Annotated in this window: 15 protein-coding genes; 10 read left to right on the forward strand and 5 right to left on the reverse strand. The window is 56.7% G+C overall.

The window, feature by feature from the left end:
• The first annotated feature begins 19 nt into the window (after window positions 1-19).
• A complete protein-coding gene (locus tag ACO6VX_RS14990) occupies window positions 20-1,669 on the forward strand; it encodes a Na+/H+ antiporter (RefSeq protein ID WP_010252155.1) in 1,650 nt (549 codons plus the stop codon).
• 44 nt (window positions 1,670-1,713) lie between these two features.
• Here ACO6VX_RS14990 and ACO6VX_RS14995 read toward each other — a convergent pair whose 3' ends face one another.
• Window positions 1,714-2,616 carry a LysR family transcriptional regulator gene (locus tag ACO6VX_RS14995; RefSeq protein ID WP_010252153.1) on the reverse strand — a complete coding sequence of 301 codons (903 nt, stop codon included), beginning with the start codon at window positions 2,614-2,616 and terminating at the stop codon, window positions 1,714-1,716.
• 103 nt (window positions 2,617-2,719) lie between these two features.
• Between ACO6VX_RS14995 and ACO6VX_RS15000 the strand changes: the two genes are divergently transcribed.
• The 3 genes from ACO6VX_RS15000 to ACO6VX_RS15010 all read left to right on the forward strand — a co-directional run bounded on the left by ACO6VX_RS15000 (window position 2,720) and on the right by ACO6VX_RS15010 (window position 4,515).
• Window positions 2,720-3,145, forward strand: coding sequence for a CidA/LrgA family protein (locus tag ACO6VX_RS15000; protein WP_010672051.1), 426 nt, complete (start codon window positions 2,720-2,722; stop codon window positions 3,143-3,145).
• Window positions 3,138-3,833: an LrgB family protein gene (locus tag ACO6VX_RS15005; RefSeq protein ID WP_010252149.1), complete on the forward strand. Its 696-nt coding sequence runs from the start codon at window positions 3,138-3,140 to the stop codon at window positions 3,831-3,833. Before ACO6VX_RS15000 ends, ACO6VX_RS15005 begins: the two co-directional genes overlap by 8 nt.
• A 136-nt stretch (window positions 3,834-3,969) precedes the next feature.
• Window positions 3,970-4,515, forward strand: a complete 546-nt coding sequence (locus tag ACO6VX_RS15010) for a YfaZ family outer membrane protein (protein ID WP_010252147.1) — start codon at window positions 3,970-3,972, stop codon at window positions 4,513-4,515.
• Window positions 4,516-4,597: 82 nt separating this feature from the next.
• Here the strand turns inward: ACO6VX_RS15010 and ACO6VX_RS15015 are convergent, their stop codons facing one another.
• From ACO6VX_RS15015 to acs, 3 genes are all read right to left on the reverse strand, one after another.
• Window positions 4,598-6,253, reverse strand: coding sequence for a cation acetate symporter (locus ACO6VX_RS15015; RefSeq protein ID WP_010252145.1), 1,656 nt, complete (start codon window positions 6,251-6,253; stop codon window positions 4,598-4,600).
• On the reverse strand, window positions 6,250-6,579 hold the full coding sequence (locus ACO6VX_RS15020; protein ID WP_010252143.1) for a DUF485 domain-containing protein: 330 nt from the start codon (window positions 6,577-6,579) through the stop codon (window positions 6,250-6,252). Before ACO6VX_RS15020 ends, ACO6VX_RS15015 begins: the two co-directional genes overlap by 4 nt.
• 140 nt (window positions 6,580-6,719) lie before the next feature.
• Window positions 6,720-8,675 (reverse strand): acetate--CoA ligase, encoded by a 1,956-nt coding sequence (gene acs / locus ACO6VX_RS15025; RefSeq protein ID WP_010252142.1) that lies wholly within the window; start codon window positions 8,673-8,675, stop codon window positions 6,720-6,722.
• A gap of 583 nt (window positions 8,676-9,258) precedes the next feature.
• Here acs and gltP point away from each other — a divergent pair.
• From gltP to ACO6VX_RS15055, 6 genes are all read left to right on the forward strand, one after another.
• On the forward strand, window positions 9,259-10,560 hold the full coding sequence (gene gltP / locus ACO6VX_RS15030) for a glutamate/aspartate:proton symporter GltP (protein WP_010252141.1): 1,302 nt from the start codon (window positions 9,259-9,261) through the stop codon (window positions 10,558-10,560).
• Between the two features lie 216 nt (window positions 10,561-10,776).
• A complete protein-coding gene (locus ACO6VX_RS15035) occupies window positions 10,777-10,935 on the forward strand; it encodes a hypothetical protein (RefSeq protein ID WP_346463150.1) in 159 nt (52 codons plus the stop codon).
• A 265-nt stretch (window positions 10,936-11,200) separates the two neighbouring features.
• Entirely contained in the window at window positions 11,201-11,575 is a 375-nt protein-coding gene (locus ACO6VX_RS15040) for a helix-turn-helix domain-containing protein (protein WP_022625226.1), read from the forward strand.
• Window positions 11,576-12,377: 802 nt separating this feature from the next.
• Window positions 12,378-13,289, forward strand: coding sequence for an N-acetylmuramic acid 6-phosphate etherase (gene murQ, locus ACO6VX_RS15045; RefSeq protein ID WP_010252133.1), 912 nt, complete (start codon window positions 12,378-12,380; stop codon window positions 13,287-13,289).
• Window positions 13,289-14,743 (forward strand): PTS N-acetylmuramic acid transporter subunit IIBC, encoded by a 1,455-nt coding sequence (gene murP / locus ACO6VX_RS15050; protein WP_060681533.1) that lies wholly within the window; start codon window positions 13,289-13,291, stop codon window positions 14,741-14,743. Before murQ ends, murP begins: the two co-directional genes overlap by 1 nt.
• A 228-nt stretch (window positions 14,744-14,971) precedes the next feature.
• Window positions 14,972-16,516: a methyl-accepting chemotaxis protein gene (locus tag ACO6VX_RS15055; RefSeq protein ID WP_060681534.1), complete on the forward strand. Its 1,545-nt coding sequence runs from the start codon at window positions 14,972-14,974 to the stop codon at window positions 16,514-16,516.
• A 22-nt stretch (window positions 16,517-16,538) separates the two neighbouring features.
• Here the strand turns inward: ACO6VX_RS15055 and ACO6VX_RS15060 are convergent, their stop codons facing one another.
• Window positions 16,539-17,504: an AraC family transcriptional regulator gene (locus ACO6VX_RS15060; protein ID WP_010252125.1), complete on the reverse strand. Its 966-nt coding sequence runs from the start codon at window positions 17,502-17,504 to the stop codon at window positions 16,539-16,541.
• Window positions 17,505-17,521 lie beyond the last annotated feature (17 nt).

Here is a 17,521-nt window from a genome sequence, read left to right on the forward strand (position 1 = left end):
AACGACGCCTAAGGAAAGCATGGAAATCTTTTTTACAATTCTCATCATGACGCTGGTCGTGTCGCTCTCTGGCGTCGCGGCCCGCATTCTCCCTTTTCAGATCCCGTTGCCGCTGGTCCAGATCGCTGTTGGTGCGATGCTGGCCTGGCCAACTTTTGGTCTGCATGTCGACTTTGACCCGGAGCTGTTTCTGGTGCTGTTCATTCCGCCGCTGCTGTTTGCGGATGGCTGGAAGACGCCGATCAGTGAGTTCCTGCATCATGGTCGCGAGATAATTGGCTTAGCACTGGCGCTGGTCCTGATTACCGTGATCGGCATCGGCTATCTGATTTACTGGCTGGTACCAGGGATCCCGCTGATCCCTGCCTTTGCGCTGGCGGCGGTGCTGTCACCGACCGATGCCGTGGCGCTTTCCGGCATTGTCGGCGAGGGCCGCATTCCCAAGAAGATTATGTCGATCGTGCAGGGCGAAGCCCTGATGAATGACGCTTCGGGCCTGGTATCGCTGAAATTTGCTGTGGCAGTCGCCATGGGTACCATGGTGTTTACCTGGGGCGGTGCCAGCGTAGAGTTCCTGAAAGTGGCGGTGGGTGGTCTGATTGCGGGTGTCGCGATCTGCTGGCTCTACGGTAAGTCACTGCGCCTGCTCAGCCGCTGGAGCGGTGACGATCCGGCTACCCAGACCGTACTGCTGCTGCTGCTGCCGTTCGCCTCTTACCTGATTGCTGAACATCTGGGTGTCTCAGGCATCCTGGCGGCCGTGGCTGCCGGTATGACCATCACCCGTTCCGGTATTATTCGTCAGGCACCGCTGGCGATGCGCCTGCGTGCCAACAGCGTCTGGCAGATGCTGGAGTTCGTCTTTAACGGCATGGTCTTCCTGATGCTGGGCCTGCAGTTGCCGGATATTCTGCAGACCTCTGTTGATCAGGCGCAGGCCGATCCGAACGTCGAGCTCTGGATGCTGTTTGCCGATATCGGGCTGGTCTATGCCGCGCTGATGATCGTGCGTTTTGGCTGGCTGTGGATTATGCAGCGCTTCAGCAAACGCCTGCTGAAGAAGAAGCCGCTGGAGTTCTCCAACTACTCGTTGCGTGAACTGCTGATCGCCTCCTTTGCGGGTGTGCGCGGCGCGATTACCCTGGCCGGTGTCCTGTCGATTCCGCTGTTCCTGACCAACGGCGAGCCTTTCCCGGCGCGTTATGAACTGGTCTTTATCGCCACCGGCGTGATTCTCTTCTCGCTGTTGGTAGGGGTAGTGATTCTGCCGATTCTGCTGCGCGGCATTGATACTATTGATAAAGGCGCACACCGTCGCGAGTTGCAGAATGCGCGTGCGGTAATGGCAGGCGCAGCCATTGAGAGCCTGCACAAGATGGAAGAGCGGCTGGAGAATGAGTCGGAAGAGAACATCGATCCGGAGCTGCTTAAAGAGGTGAGTCTGCGGGTGATTGGCAACTTACGTCGTCGCGCTGAAGGGAAGAATGACCTTGAACACGCGCTGTTCGCCGAGAACCTGGAGCGTCGCTTCCGCCTGACCGGACTGCGTGCCGAACGTGCTGAGGTCTATCATCTGCGCGCCACCCAGCAAATCTCCAATGAGACGATGCAGAAGTTACTGCACGACCTGGATCTGCTGGAAGCGCTGCTGATCGAAAAAGAGGAGTAAGTCCTGACTGGCACGCCTGCGCGTTAATGCGGCGTGCCAGCCTTTCACACCGACAGGCGCGGCGGCTCATCCGGCCAATGCTCGCGACAACAGGCTATCCACGCCTGCGCACTGCGCGACAGATAACTCCCTTCCCGCCAGATCAATCCCAGACTCCACTTCAGCTCCGATTCCAGCGGCAGCCACAGCAGCGACTGCTTATCCAGCCGCTGACAGATCGGCTCCGGCAGAATCGCCAGCCCCATCTCCGCCTGCACCATCGCCGCCAGAAAATCCCACTGTCCGCTGCGAACCGCCACCGTTGGCGTCAGGTTGAGCCGCTGAAACGCCTGCATCAGCTGACGATTCAGCGAGAACTCCTCATTAAAAATCAGCAGTGGATGCTCTGCCAGTTCTGCCAGTCCAATCTGCTGGCGGCTGAGCCACTCCGGGCGACGCGGCAGCAGTACGCAGAGCGGATGATGCATCAGAGGCAGGGTGTTCAGCGGCAGCTCGGCATCGACCGGTAGCGCGGTCAGGGCGATATCCAGACTGCCCGCCAGCACCGCCTGCTGGACGGTCAGACCGCCGAACTCAGAGATTTTCAGCTTCACACCGGGATAGCGGCGGCGAAACGCGGAAATCGAACCGGCGATCTGCATACCGACCATCGGCGGAATACCCAGTCGCAGCTCACCGGTTTTGAGCTGGTTGATGTCACCAATCTCCGCTTCCAGCTGATGAAACTCCTGCAGGATCGCCAGGCCGCGCTGATAGACCGCCTGGCCGCTGTCGGTGAGGTGCAGACGACGACCATCGCGCAGGATCAGCGTGCAGCCCAGCTCCTCCTCCAGCTGGCGCAACATTTTGCTGATGGTCGGTTGCGTCACAAACAGCTTCTGCGCCGCACGGGTAAAGCTCTGCTGGCGTACGACTTCAGTAAAGTAACGCAGGGCGCGGACATCCATAACTATTCCTTTCAGGCATGATTTCGATAATTTTAATTCATTTTTTTCACCTTCTGTTGACGATTTATACTGGTGACATCAATTTAATCGGGGAGACAAGGTGATGGCGTTAGCGCTCACTTTACGCAGCAACCGCGCAGTGCAATGGCTCAGCCTGCCGCTCCAGCTGGGTTTCTATATCGGCCTGTTTATCGCCTGCGACCGGCTGGTGAGCTGGCTGCATCTGCCGCTGCCCGCCAATATCGTCGGGATGCTGCTGCTGCTGGCGTTAATCGTGACGCGGATTGTGCCGCTGAACTGGGTGAAAGCCGGATCACGCTGGCTGCTGGCCGAGATGCTGCTGTTCTTTATTCCGGCGGTGGTGGCGGTGGTGAACTATGGCGATCTGCTGCGGGTTGATGGCTGGCGCATCTGTGTGGTGATCGGCGTCAGTACGCTGCTGGTGCTGGCCTCGACTGCCTGGGTGGTGGACCGGCTTTATCAGTATGAAGTCGCGCGCGCCGCGCGTAAGCAGGATCCGCATGCGTGATTTTCTGCTCAGCCTGCTGTGTGTAGCCGTTACGCTGCTGGTTTATGCGCTGAATAAACGGCTTTACCGCCGCTGGCGGACGCTGCTGCTGATGCCACTGGTGATGACGCCGCTGGTGCTGGTGGCATTGCTGCTGCTGACGCATATCAGCTGGCAGGATTACATCGCCGAAAACCACTGGCTGCTCTGGCTGCTGGGGCCAGCGACGCTGGCGTTTGCGGTGCCGGTCTATGAGAACGTGGAGATTATTAAGCGCCACTGGCTGTCGCTGAGCGCGGGCGTAGTGACCGCGACGCTGGTCGCCGTCTGCAGTTCCGTCTGGCTGGCGCGACTGTTAACCCTGCCGGAGTCGATTCAGCGCAGCCTGGCCGTGCGCTCTATCACCACGCCGTTTGCGCTGGCTGCGGCGGGTCCGATTGGCGGGCAGCCCGATCTGGTAGCGCTGTTCGTGGTGATTACAGGCGTGTTTGGCATGGCAATCGGCGACGTGCTGTTTCTGCGGCTCGCCATTAAGCAGGGCGTGGCGAAAGGCGCGGGATTCGGTGCGGCGTCACACGGTGCCGGCACGGCACGCGCCTATCAGATTGGCGAGCAGGAGGGCGTGGTCGCCAGCCTGGTGATGATGCTCTCTGGCGTGGTGACCGTGGTGCTGGCCCCGCTGATTGGGCACCTGATGTGGACAATATAGGCTACACTCCGTCGCACAGACGCTGGTCTGCGCTGAGACACGTATTTTTACGTAAAGTTTTCCAGATTTTGTTGTCTCCCCATTTCAGGCTGTTAACCTTGCGGCCGAATTAATTGTCCTTTCACGGAGTGGAATCATGTTTAAGCAACTTGTTGCCGGGAGCGCCCTCGGGCTGGTTTTAATGAGCGGTGCCGCTCAGGCGATTGAAGGCAGTGTTGATGTCAGCGAACATAACACCAACCTGAATGTGGGTCTGGGCACCACAACACCCGGTCTGTTTCTGAAAGGTAACTGGCTGCGTAGCGACCATGACGGCAGCACCTACGGTGCCGGTCTGGGTTACAACGTTGATTTCGGACCGCTGCGTCTGGCGCCGACCGCAAAAGCGATCTTCACCCATCCTGAAGATGGAAAAGATGGATTTGCGGTGGCGCTGGGTGGTGCAGCACACTACAGCTTCAACAGCATGTGGGGCCTGTATGGCGAATATTATTACGCGCCAGAGTCTTTCACCGATCAGCTCGACAGCTATCAGGAAGCCGGTGGCGGCCTGAGCTTCACGCCGGTTTCACTGCTTAACCTGCGTGTGGGTTATCAGTACATCGAACTGAACAACAAAGATGGACGCAAAGATAACGTGCTGGTCGATGGCCCGTACGTGGGTGCATCGCTGCGCTTCTGATTCTGCTGCGCAAAAGAAGAGGGCGACTACTTCGGTAGCCGCCCTTTTTTATTGCCTGCTCTTTATGAACGAAAAGCCACGATCAGTGCGCTTTGCCCTGTTCGATGCCGGTGCCGGTCTGCGAGCGGATAAACTGTGCACGGAAGCGTGAACGTTCTTCTGCGCCCTGCTGCGAATGGTCGGTAATCGAGAAGATCCAGATGCCCACGAAGGCCACCGCCATGGAGAACAGCGCCGGATACTCATAGGGGAAAATCGCCTTCGCGTTGCCCAGCACCTGTACCCACACCGTCGGGCCGAGGATCATCAGGATGACGGCGGTCAGCAGACCGAGCCAGCCGCCTACCATCGCGCCGCGCGTTGTGAGTTTTGACCAGTACATCGACAGCAGGATGATCGGGAAGTTACAGCTGGCCGCAATCGAGAAGGCCAGCCCGACCATAAAGGCGATGTTCTGTTTCTCAAACAGAATACCCAGCGCAATCGCCACCACGCCCAGCGCCAGCACGGTAATTTTTGAAACCCGCAGTTCATCTTTCTCGCTCGCCTGACCTTTACGATACACGCTGGCGTAGAGGTCGTGAGACACCGCCGACGCACCTGCCAGGGTTAAGCCTGCGACAACGGCCAGAATCGTGGCGAAGGCAACCGCAGAGATAAAGCCCAGGAAGGTGCTGCCGCCCACGGCGTTCGCCAGATGTACCGCCGCCATATTGGTGCCGCCAATCAGCGCGCCGCTGGCATCTTTAAAGGCCGGGTTAGCGCCCACCAGCAGGATGGCGCCGAAGCCGATAATAAAGGTCAGGAAGTAGAAGTAGCCCATAAAACCGGTGGCCCAGAAGACGCTTTTACGTGCCTCTTTAGCATCCGCTACGGTAAAGAAACGCATCAGAATATGCGGCAATCCGGCCGTACCAAACATCAGCCCCAGCCCCAGAGACAGCGCCGAGATAGGATCTTTAACCAGTCCGCCAGGCTGCATAATCGCGATGCCTTTTGGATGGACCGCCATCGCTTCGGTGAACAGCGTATTAAAACTGAAACCGGTCGCCTTCATTACCATGACCGCCATGAAGGTGGCGCCAAACAGCAGCAGCACGGCTTTGATGATCTGCACCCAGGTGGTGGCTAGCATGCCGCCAAACAGCACATACATCACCATCAGAATGCCGACCAGGACTACCGCAACATGGTAGTTAAGGCCAAACAGCAGCTGGATCAGTTTACCGGCCCCGACCATCTGCGCGATCAGGTAGAGCGCCACGACCACCAGTGAGCCGCAGGCTGACAGGGTGCGGATCGGCATCTGCTTCAGACGATATGAGGCGACATCGGCAAACGTATAGCGACCCAGGTTACGCAGTCGCTCAGCGATTAAAAACAGAATCATCGGCCAGCCGACCAGGAAGCCGAGCGAGTAGATCAGTCCGTCATAACCGGAGGTGTAAACCAGCGCCGAAATGCCCAGGAACGAGGCGGCCGACATGAAGTCACCCGCCATCGCCAGGCCATTCTGGAAGCCAGTGATATTGCCGCCCGCGGTGTAGTAGTCATTACGTGATCGGGTGCGCTTTGAGGCCCAGTAAGTAATTCCCAGCGTGGCCCCGACGAAAATCGTAAACATGATAATCGCCTGGTAGTTGGTCGCCTGGCGCTGCACGGCACCGGTTATCGCATCGGCAGCCAGCGCTGAAAACGGCAGCATTAAGGCCAGCAGCCATAAGGTGAGACGAGTCATGATTTCACCTCGCTGAGGATCGCTTTCGTTAAACGGTCAAACTCACCGTTGGCACGCCAGACATAGACGCCGGTCAGCACAAACGACATCACAATCAGCCCGACCCCAATCGGGATACCGCGCGTGACGTTGGTGCCGGCATGCAGCGGGGTACCGAGCCAGCCGGGTGCAAACGCGATCAGCAGGATAAAGCCGACATAGAGCACCAGCATGATCAGCGACAGCAGCGTCGCGAACGCCTGGCGCTTACGGACTAACTCATGAAAAAGGGGATTACGCTCAATCTGTTGATTGATGGCATCCTGATTCGAAAGGGCGTCATTCATCACATTTTCTCCAGAGGGCTTGCAGGCGAGAACCTCGCGACAGGGCGCGGATTCAGCTGGTTATAATATTTGTGACTACCGAAACAGACTGCGTAGGGCGGGTGTGGCGGGAAGCGATCTTCCCGCCGGACAGCGTGCGCTTAAGGCATTTTGATCGACTGTTTCTCCTCAAGCAGTTTTTCTACTACGCCAGGATCGGCGAGCGTAGAAGTATCACCAAGATTACTGGTATCCCCGGTGGCAATTTTGCGCAGAATACGCCGCATGATTTTGCCGGAGCGGGTTTTCGGCAGTGAGTCGGTCCAGTGCAGTACATCCGGTGTGGCTATCGGGCCAATCTCTTTACGGACCCACTGGCGCACTTCGGTGTACAACTCCGGCGACGGCTCTTCGCCATGATTCAGCGTGATATAGGCATAAATCGCCTGGCCTTTGATGCTGTGCGGAATCCCCACTACCGCCGCTTCGGCAATTTTAGGGTGCGAGACCAGCGCCGATTCAATTTCGGCGGTGCCGAGTCGATGACCGGAAACATTGAGTACGTCATCGACGCGTCCGGTGATCCAGTAGTAGCCATCTTCATCACGACGGGCACCATCACCACTGAAGTAGACATTTTTAAAGGTAGAGAAGTAGGTCTGCTCGAAACGGTCGTGATCGCCATAGAGGGTACGTGCCTGACCCGGCCACGACTCGGTGATCACCAGATTGCCTTCACAGGCGCCTTCCTGTGGCTGACCTTCGTTATCCACCAGCGCGGGCTGCACGCCAAAGAACGGTCGGGTGGCGGAACCCGCTTTCAGCTCGGTCGCACCCGGCAGCGGCGTGATCATGAAGCCGCCGGTTTCGGTCTGCCACCAGGTATCAACAATCGGGCAGCGGCTGTTGCCGATTTTCTTGTAGTACCACTCCCAGGCTTCCGGGTTAATTGGCTCACCGACCGATCCCATAATGCGCAGGCTGCTGCGGTCGGTGCCGGCAATCGCCTTATCACCTTCCGCCATCAGCGCACGGATTGCAGTGGGCGCGGTGTAGAGCAGCGTGACTTTATGTTTATCGACCACTTCCGCCATACGGCTCGGCGTTGGCCAGTTTGGCACCCCTTCAAACATCAGTGTGGTGGCGCCACAGGCCAGCGGGCCATAAACCAGATAGCTGTGGCCCGTCACCCAGCCAACATCAGCGGTGCACCAGTAGATATCATCCTGATGGTAATCAAAGACGAACTTAAAGGTGGTCGCGGCATAGACCAGATACCCGCCGGTGGAGTGCAACACGCCTTTGGGTTTGCCGGTTGAACCGGAGGTATAAAGGATAAACAGCGGATCTTCCGCGCCGACTTCTGCGGCAGCGTGGTTGGTGCTCGCGTTCAGCATCAGGTCGTGCCACCACTGATCGCGGCCCTCAACCCAGCCCACATCTTTACCGGTGCGCTGGAACACCACCACATTTTTCACGCTGGTGACATTAGGATTTTTTAGCGCGTCATCGACATTTTTCTTCAGCGGAATGCTGCGACCGGCGCGGATCCCTTCATCGGCCGTGATTACCAGCGAGGCGCTGGAATCGACGATGCGGCCCGCGACCGCCTCCGGTGAGAAACCGCCAAAGATCACCGAGTGAACGGCACCGATACGCGCACAGGCCAGCATCGCTACTGCGGCTTCCGGCACCATCGGCATATAGATGGCCACCACGTCGCCTTTTTTCACTTCCAGCAGTTCCAGCACGTTGGCGAAGCGACAGACTTCGGCATGCAGCTGGCGGAAAGTCAGGGTTTTGCTTTCGCTGGCGTCGTCGCCTTCCCAGATAATCGCCGGGTGATCGCCGCGCGTGGCTAAATGACGGTCAAGGCAGTTTGCCGCCAGGTTGAGCGTGCCATCTTCGTACCAGCGAATGTTAATGTTACCTGGTGCAAACGAGCAGTTTTTCACTTTGCTGTAAGGCTTGATCCAGTCAAGGATTTTGCCCTGTTCGCCCCAGAAACTGTCTGGATCGTCGACAGATTGCTGATACATCGCCTGATACTGTTCTGCAGTAATCAGGGTGTTTGCTGCAATATTCTCTGGAACGGGATGTTTGTGTATTTGGCTCATGGCGGATCTCCTTGAAGATGTTAATGATATGTCAATCAATGGTTAATTAAAGCCTGCGCCAAAGCTTTGTTTCTTTTTTGCGCCACAGATCACGTGATACACATCCCCCGAGAAGCGTTAAGCCATTCTGATCTATCAGGTTAACGCTCTGGCGGCGCTGGAGAAGTAAGGCATCGCTTTTACGCTTTCATCCTGAATAAAAAGCGAGCAAACGCGCCGGATCAGTTTTTAATCGTTTCTGCATAGCTATGCGTAAATTCATCGAAGTAATACTTTTCATAACAGCAGGTTAGGGTTTTTCAGCTCCAGCAGCACTTTATGCTGCTTAGATGGTGAACTTTTAATCGGATCCGCCAGGGGTTGCATTTACCACAGTGAAAATGGTACTTATCTCGCCCCTGTTCTGCAGGTATCAACTCAGACCGCGTCTGAAAATGGGTATGGGAATCATCAGATTTTCATACGAGGCGCTGTTTCAAGACACCCTCTAATTTACCGGGCTTTTTGCTCACTCCCTGTGTGTATTGTCTTCTGCACCTTCGCAGTAGAGAGAAACGGGTTTTGACTGAGGAAATTACACGTTATGAAAGGTTTTAAAATCAGCCTGGCCTGGCAGATTCTGACAGCCCTGGTGCTTGGCATCGTTGTGGGTGCTGTGTTGCATAATCAGCCAGACAATCGTGAATGGTTAGTCACCAACATTCTCAGCCCGGCAGGCGATATCTTTATTCATCTTATCAAGATGATTGTGGTACCGATTGTGATTTCATCCCTGATTGTCGGCATCGCTGGCGTGGGTGATGCAAAGAAGCTGGGACGCATCGGCGTCAAAACGATTCTCTACTTTGAAGTGATCACCACCATTGCCATTGTGGTCGGTATTACGCTGGCCAACGTATTTCAACCCGGCACCGGCATTGATATGTCAACGCTGGCAACGGTGGACATCTCTAAATATGAAGCGACAACGGCAGAGGTACAGGGCGGTCCGCACAGCCTGGTCACCACCATTCTGTCGCTGATCCCGCAGAATATTTTCGCCTCAATGGCGAAGGGCGACATGCTGCCGATTATCTTTTTCTCGGTGCTGTTTGGTTTAGGCCTGTCGTCACTGCCGTCAGAACAGCGCGATCCGCTGGTGAACCTGTTCCGTGGCATTTCTGAAGCGATGTTTAAAGTGACGCACATGATCATGCGCTATGCCCCGGTGGGTGTGTTTGCGCTGATTGCAGTGACGATTGCTAACTTCGGCTTTGCCTCGCTCTGGCCGCTGGCTAAGCTGGTGTTGCTGGTTTACGCGGCGATTCTGTTCTTCGCCTTTGTGGTGCTGGGCGGAGTGGCGCGCTTCTGTAAGCTGCGGATTACCACGCTGATGCGTATCCTGAAGGATGAGCTGATTCTCTCTTACTCTACTTCCAGCTCGGAAACGGTGCTGCCGCGCATCATGGAGAAGATGGAAGCCTACGGCGCGCCGAAAGCGATCACCAGCTTCGTGGTGCCGACCGGTTATTCGTTTAATCTGGATGGTTCAACGCTTTATCAGAGTATCGCGGCGATCTTTATTGCGCAGCTGTACGGCATTGACCTGTCACTGACCGACGAGATTGTGCTGGTAATAACGCTGATGGTGACCTCGAAAGGTATCGCTGGCGTGCCAGGCGTCTCCTTCGTGGTGCTGCTGGCCACGCTGGGCAGCGTCGGCATTCCTCTGGAAGGTCTGGCGTTTATCGCCGGTGTTGACCGCATCATGGATATGGCGCGTACCGCGCTGAACGTGGTTGGTAATGCGCTGGCGGTGCTGGTGATTGCCCGCTGGGAAAACCAGTTCGACGTCGAAAAGGCGAAAGAGTATGAGCTGGAGCTGCGGACACAGACCGCAAGCTGAACACGGCATTAACGTAAGAATGGGCTCAACGAAAGTTGGGCCTTTTTTATGCGATTTTTCATGGCAGATATACAGGTTGACTGAAAATTAAAAGGTTATAATTTTATAACTAAAAACCATGTTTATACGACAGGGATATTGTGATTATGATTGATTATAGTTATATTCCGTTGCGGTGAGTTGACTGTGTTCTTTGACAACATGGAGTGTTGACGGATGCCAGAAATTAACTGGACGAAAAAGGCATTGAAACAGCTTTATGGGCTGCCTCAGAAAGAGGGCAACGCTATTGAAGATGCTGTAGAGGCGCTGGCTAAATGGCCGGATATTCCCCATCTGAAAGTCGAAAAGCTGACTGATGATAAACAGAAGTGAATGAAGCTGGTAGTAGGTCACTACCGCGTACTCTGGAAGATAGAGAAAGGTCAGCCAGTAGTGATAGATATACTTGAAGTCGTAAGAAGAACATCGACCACGTACAAAAAGCGCTAGCAGTGTGGCAGGAGCAATGTGCGTCATCAATAAGTTCTGTGCAGCCGGATTTAGCGTTCCGCAGCACAGGCAGACGATCAGACAGTTCCGCAGCACAGGCAGACGATCAGACAGTGTTGCCTGCCGTACCACTAAGGAGTGATTACCCATGAATGCTATACAGTTTCTGACGGACGAGCGCGGGAACCGCACTGGTGCTGTCATCCCTATAGAGCTGTTTAATAAGCTCATGGCTGAACGTCATTTAGATGATGTGTTTGAGTCTGTCCCGTATGAAGTGGGTCCAGACGATGATGAAACGATTCCTCACGATGTAATGAAAATCAGCCGACGGCAATCCGTTCCTTTGCATGTTGCCTGGCGTTTGCATCGTCACATGTCACAGGAAGAGGTGGCGAATAAACTGGGCATCACGCAGGCTGGCGTGTCGAAGTTAGAGTCGAGAAAGAAACCTCAAAAACAAACGCTTGAGAAGCTGGCTGCTTTATATGGCTGCAGAACGTCACAACTTTATATTGATTAAATGGATGCGCTTTTAACCTGCGATTGGTGGGTTTTAATTGTCTTTTGGATGAGTGACATAGGATGGGAGGCGAGGTCTTTGCAGGGAAAACAGTGCTCCGTTCAGTCGGATACCAGCAGTGACTGCGTAAAGTCGTCGAAAACCCATCCCTGGGGCCTCGGCCGCCGGTTCACTCACCTCATCCATGAGGCTCGCCCGCAAGCGGGCCAACGCTTTGCATTGTTCAAAAACGCTCCCGACGTTTTTGAACAATGCGGCGGACGCTTAACTCCGTCAATGCTGGTATCCGCCTTCTCATCCACCTCGGGTACAGATTGTCAGAAGGACAAAAACCAGGAAAGGACATCTTACTCCAGCAGGCCTTTTTCAACGTTTATGTCCGACTCAAGCCTCTTTTCAAACAGCAATAAAAAAGCCTGAGGGAAGAAAAGGTTCACCTGAAGAGTAAAGCGTCCCACGCCAGGGACAAAAACGCCGGGAGCGTTTTTGAACAACGCAGAGCGTTGGCCCGGCAACGGGCGCACCTCATGGATGAGGTGCGTAATCGCGTGGGCCGAGCGTCATGGATGACGAATGCGTCTTTACGATCAGGTGAACCTTTTCTGACCTGTACCGGTCTCCCAGCGATTCCACTCACATGCACCGCACCCAGGTCGTAATGCTTATACTCATCACTCAACCAATCTGATCCCCCGCAAGATGACTCACCCCACATCCATCGAAAAAAGATCTCACCCAATGAATTAATCATTCGTTATGATAGTTAGTAATTTGAATAATTTATTCCTTTGCGGAGCCCGCCATGAAACTCGACCTCAGCCAGATGATCACCGAAGGCCGCAACCCGGCCAGCCAGAATATTGACGAACTTTCCACCGAAGCGATGCTTCGCGTCATCAATGATGAAGATAAAAAGGTGGCGCTGGCGGTAGAGGCCATCGTGCCGCAGATTGCCGCCGCCGTTGACGCCATCTGCGCCGCATTCCAGGCCGGTGGACGACTGATCTATTGCGGCGCAGGCACCTCCGGTCGACTTGGCATACTGGATGCCAGCGAGTGCCCACCTACCTTTGGCACACCCCGCGAGCAGGTGATCGGCCTGATTGCAGGAGGCCATACCGCCATACTCCAGGCGGTAGAAAACGCGGAAGACAACCGGGAGCAGGGCGCGCAGGATCTGAAAGATATCCACTTCAGCCGCCACGATGTGCTGGTTGGCATCGCCGCCAGCGGTCGCACACCCTACGTACTGGGCGCGCTGGCATACGCGAACGAACTTGGCGCAACCACTGTATCGCTCACCTGTAATCCAGGCAGCGCCATGTCGCAGGTTGCCGCGATTGCGCTCACGCCGGTGGTCGGCCCCGAAGTGGTCACCGGGTCTTCCCGTATGAAAGCGGGCACGGCGCAAAAACTGGTACTCAACATGCTCACTACCGGGTCGATGATCCGCAGCGGAAAAGTGTACGGCAACCTGATGGTCGATGTGGAAGCCACCAATCAGAAACTGGTACAGCGTCAGGTTAACATCGTCATGCAGGCCACTGACTGTGATGAGGCGACGGCCAGCGCCGCGCTCACCGCCTGTGGCGGACACTGCAAAACCGCCATTCTGATGGTGCTGGCTGACCTGGCTGCCGATGAGGCGAAAGCGCTGCTCAGTCAGCATCAGGGCTTTATCCGTCAGGCTTTACAGGCAGCGGGAGCACGCTAATGGCCAGAATCACCGAGGCACTGTTGCGCGACATCCTGCAGGCGGTCGGTGGCGCGCAAAATATCGCGGCCTGTGGTCACTGCATGACGCGGCTCCGCCTGACGCTCAATCAGCCGGGAGAGAGTGATCTGGCACGGTTAAAAAGCCTGCCGGGTGTCTTAGGCGTTATCGACAGCGAGGCACAGTTGCAGATTGTGCTGGGGCCTGGCAAGGCGCAAACCGCCGCCGAGGGGATGCAGAACCTGCTGGCTCAGGGTGATACCGCGCTGGCACCGCAGGGCGAAACAGCGGAACTTCGCGTGCTGGCGCAGCAGCAGAAGCAGCAGCTAAAGGCGAAACAGACCAGCGGCGTGCATCAGTTCCTGTCGCGCTTCGCCACCATCTTCACTCCGCTGATTCCGGGCTTTATCGGCGCGGGGCTGCTGTTGGGATTTGCCACGCTGATTGAACAGAGTCTCCACCTCACTGCACCCGGTGACCACGCACCCTGGCTGCTGCATACCGTGGCGTACATGAAAGTCTTCGGTAAAGGGCTATTCACTTTTCTCAGCATCCTGATTGGCTACAACGCGCAAAAAGCGTTTGGCGGCAGCGGCGTCAATGGTGCAATCATCGCCTCGCTGTTTGTGCTCGGCTATGTGCCCACGGCTACCACCGGCTACTACAGCGGCATGGAAAACTTCTTTGGCCTGGCGATCGACCCGCGCGGCAACATTATTGGCGTGCTGATGGCGGCGATTATCGGGGCCTGGATTGAAAAACAGCTGCGTAAAATCATTCCCGACAATCTCGATATGATCCTCACCTCGTTGTTTACGCTGGTGATCACTGGCGCCATCACCTATCTGTTGATCATGCCGCTGGGCGGCGAACTGTTTAAAGGGATGTCGTGGCTGTTTATCCATCTCAATAACAATCCCTTTGGCTGTGCGCTGCTGGCCGGACTGTTCCTGATCGCGGTGATGTTCGGCATCCATCAGGGCTTTATTCCGGTTTACTTTGCGCTGATGGAAACCCAGGGGTTTAACTCGCTCTTCCCGATTCTGGCGATGGCGGGAGCAGGCCAGGTCGGCGCATCACTGGCGTTGTGGTGCAAAGCAGAAAAAGGGGCGCTGCTGCGGGCGCAGATCAAAGGCGCTATCGTGCCGGGGCTGCTTGGCGTCGGTGAACCGCTGATCTACGGCGTCACTTTGCCGCGCCTCAAGCCCTTTATCACCGCCTGCGGCGGTGGTGCGCTGGGCGGGTTCTTTATCGGGCTGGTGGCGTGGCTGGGTTTGCCGGTCGGGATGAACACGGTATTCGGACCCTCCGGCCTGGTCACGCTGCCACTGATGACCTCCAGCCAGGGGATCTTCGCTGGCATGGCGGTCTATCTGGCCGGGCTGATGGTGGCCTGGATCGGCGGATTCCTGCTCACCTGGTGGTTTGGCACCCGTAATGTCGACCTCAGCTGACCCGCTGCCGGAATTCTCCAGTCCGGCTAACGGATGGATAATCAACCAAAAATGTGAAAGCCGCTACAAAGCGGCTTTATTATTGCCACTAATTTAACTTAAACGCTAAAGAGTAGGCAGAAGCATGCCGAAAACATAAAAAAAGGTAATCGTTATCTCTCAGCCCACAGTTTTCATGCCGACACTCAGACCGTCGCGTGCAGGACGTCGGGTCTCCAAGGACTTTTGATGCGTAACAACCAGCCTGTCTCTCAGCGTGAATATCTGTTCGACGATAATGCGACACTGATGTCGACCACCGATCTTAACAGCCACATCACCTACGCTAACGACGCGTTTATTGAGGCGAGCGGCTTCACCGCCGACGAGATCAACGGCCAGCCGCATAACATGGTGCGTCACCCCGATATGCCATCAGAAGCGTTTGCCGACATGTGGGCGACGCTGAAACAGGGTGAACCCTGGACGGCACTGGTCAAGAACCGCCGTAAAAATGGCGATCACTACTGGGTGCGGGCCAACGCCATTCCGGTAGTACGCGACGGTAAAGTGCAGGGCTACATGTCGGTGCGCACCAAACCCACGGCAGAGGAAGTGCGTCAGACTGAGGTGCTCTATCAGGATTTTCGTGAAGGCCGCGCCAGAGGGCGACGTTTTCACAAAGGCCTGCTGGTTCGCAGCGGCTGGCGTCGTCCCGCCTCAATCCTGAAGACGCTGCCCCTTCGCTGGCGGATCCGCACAACGCTGCTGACGTTACTGCCCCTCTCGGTGGCAGGCGTCTGGGCGCTGGGCATGATGCCCACGGCACTGGCAGGCTTTACCGCGGGAATGGTTGCGCTGCTTCTGCTCTGCAGCCTGTGGCTGGAGCAGCAGATTTCACGCCCTATTGAGCGGATGTGCAAACAGGCGCTGAGCGTGGCAACCGGTGCCAGCCATAAAGTGGAGCAGATGGACCGCGTTGATGAGGTGGGTGTGACGCTGCGCGCCATCGGTCAGCTCGGATTGATGTTCCGCTGGCTGGTGGATGATGTCAGCGGCCAGGCGATCAACGTGCTGAGCGCCAGCGACGCCATCGCCCGCAGCAATAACGAACTCAGCCGCCGTACCGAACAGGCGGCTGCCAACGTGCAGCAGACTGCGGCCACCATGAACGAAATGACCGCCACGGTGAAGAGCAACACTGAAACTGCACATGAGGCGAATACCCTCTCAGCCGGCACCAGCCACGCTGCCAGCAAAGGCGGTGAGGTGATGACCGAAATGATGGGCATGATGGGCGAAATTGCTGACAGTTCAAAGCGGATTGCCAATATTACCAGCGTTATCGACGGGATTGCCTTCCAGACCAATATCCTGGCACTGAACGCCGCCGTGGAAGCGGCGCGGGCCGGTGAGCAGGGCAAAGGCTTTGCGGTGGTCGCCGGAGAAGTGCGCAGCCTGGCGCAGCGCAGCGCCAAAGCCGCGAGCGAAATCAAAATGCTGGTTGAAACCAGCGCCAGCCGGGTCAACTCGGGCAATGAGCACGCCAGCGCGGCAGGCCGCACGATGCAGGATATCGTGTCGCAGGTGCAGAATGTCACCGCACTGATCGCCCAGATCAGCGCCGCCACGGCCGAACAGGCGACCGCGCTCAGCGAAGTCAGTTCAGCGGTGGAAGATCTTGATGATATTACCCACCAGAACGCCGCCCGCGTGACAGAAAGCGCCGAGGCTTCAGGCCGCATGACTCATCAGGCTAACCGTCTGGTCGAAGCGATCAGCGTCTTTCGTTAAGAGAAGAGATTAAGCGGCCCGGTTAAGAGGCCAGCGCCTGCGTGCCGTCGCGTCCGGCACGCAGTGCGCCTGGTGACTGACCGACAATCCGTTTAAAGGCGCGACTGAATGCCGCAATCGAGCCGTAGCCGAGATGATAAGCCACGGCTTCCACCGCTTCACCGTTGTTCACAATCCGCTGCACCGCCAGCCGCATCCGCAACTCCGTCAGATAGCGCAGCGGCGTCATGCCGGTGGCATTGAGAAACCGTCCGGCAAACACTGAGCGCGAACAGCCTGCCACGCTGGCCAGCCGCGCCACCGTCCAGTTTTCGCCTGGCTCCCGATGCATCGCAGCAATCGCCTGACTCAGACGTGGATCGCGCATCGCCTGCACCAGCCCACTGCGCTCGCCGCAGCCGTTTTCTACCCAGCCGCGCACAATCAGCGCGGCAACCACGTCTGCCAGACGCGACAGAATCCCGGCGAATCCCGCCTGGCGGGTGAGCGACTCCCGCTCCATCGCCGCCAGAATCGGCTGAATCTCCGGGTATTGCGACAGCAGAGTACTCACCAGCATCACATCGGGCATGGTATTGATCAGCGGCTGCATGCCGCCGAGCTCAAACGCCATGCAGGCGCTGAACAACAGCACACTGTGCTCGTCATCACAGGCATCTTCCGGTGCTGCAATGGCGCAGACGCTGTCGCAGAGCGGCTTGCTCGCCATGTTCTTAATACACTGGCAGCTCGCCTCCTCACTGGAGATCAGGCTGTGGGGTTTGCCGTGCGGCACCAGCAGCGCATCGCCGCTGTTGAGCTGAAACACCTCGCCGGAGGCGCTGCGCACCATCAGTGAGCCGCGTCCGACAAAGTGGAACTGCGCCCGGCCCGGCGCGTGCTCATAACGCAGCCCGAACGGCGCGCTCACTGCGATACGCTGATAGTTCACGCCATAGAGGCGCATCCCCATCAGCAGCTCGCTGGTCAGATCTCCATAGTGGCTCATGTGATTCCAGACGAATT

Source organism: Pantoea sp. BJFS-204 (assembly GCF_049310725.1).
GTDB lineage: Bacteria > Pseudomonadota > Gammaproteobacteria > Enterobacterales > Enterobacteriaceae > Pantoea > Pantoea agglomerans.

Excerpts from the sequence above, each read along its gene's own strand:
- ACO6VX_RS15020 (WP_010252143.1), bottom strand. The coding sequence starts at position 6,579 with ATGAATGACGCCCTTTCGAATCAGGATGCCATCAATCAACAGATTGAG.
- ACO6VX_RS15035 (WP_346463150.1), top strand. The coding sequence starts at position 10,777 with ATGCCAGAAATTAACTGGACGAAAAAGGCATTGAAACAGCTTTATGGG.
- ACO6VX_RS15005 (WP_010252149.1), top strand. The coding sequence starts at position 3,138 with ATGCGTGATTTTCTGCTCAGCCTGCTGTGTGTAGCCGTTACGCTGCTG.
- gltP (WP_010252141.1), top strand. The coding sequence starts at position 9,259 with ATGAAAGGTTTTAAAATCAGCCTGGCCTGGCAGATTCTGACAGCCCTG.
- ACO6VX_RS15010 (WP_010252147.1), top strand. The coding sequence starts at position 3,970 with ATGTTTAAGCAACTTGTTGCCGGGAGCGCCCTCGGGCTGGTTTTAATG.
- acs (WP_010252142.1), bottom strand. The coding sequence starts at position 8,675 with ATGAGCCAAATACACAAACATCCCGTTCCAGAGAATATTGCAGCAAAC.
- ACO6VX_RS15015 (WP_010252145.1), bottom strand. The coding sequence starts at position 6,253 with ATGACTCGTCTCACCTTATGGCTGCTGGCCTTAATGCTGCCGTTTTCA.
- murQ (WP_010252133.1), top strand. The coding sequence starts at position 12,378 with ATGAAACTCGACCTCAGCCAGATGATCACCGAAGGCCGCAACCCGGCC.
- ACO6VX_RS15040 (WP_022625226.1), top strand. The coding sequence starts at position 11,201 with ATGAATGCTATACAGTTTCTGACGGACGAGCGCGGGAACCGCACTGGT.
- murP (WP_060681533.1), top strand. The coding sequence starts at position 13,289 with ATGGCCAGAATCACCGAGGCACTGTTGCGCGACATCCTGCAGGCGGTC.
- ACO6VX_RS14990 (WP_010252155.1), top strand. The coding sequence starts at position 20 with ATGGAAATCTTTTTTACAATTCTCATCATGACGCTGGTCGTGTCGCTC.
- ACO6VX_RS15060 (WP_010252125.1), bottom strand. The coding sequence starts at position 17,504 with ATGAGCCACTATGGAGATCTGACCAGCGAGCTGCTGATGGGGATGCGC.
- ACO6VX_RS15000 (WP_010672051.1), top strand. The coding sequence starts at position 2,720 with ATGGCGTTAGCGCTCACTTTACGCAGCAACCGCGCAGTGCAATGGCTC.
- ACO6VX_RS15055 (WP_060681534.1), top strand. The coding sequence starts at position 14,972 with ATGCGTAACAACCAGCCTGTCTCTCAGCGTGAATATCTGTTCGACGAT.
- ACO6VX_RS14995 (WP_010252153.1), bottom strand. The coding sequence starts at position 2,616 with ATGGATGTCCGCGCCCTGCGTTACTTTACTGAAGTCGTACGCCAGCAG.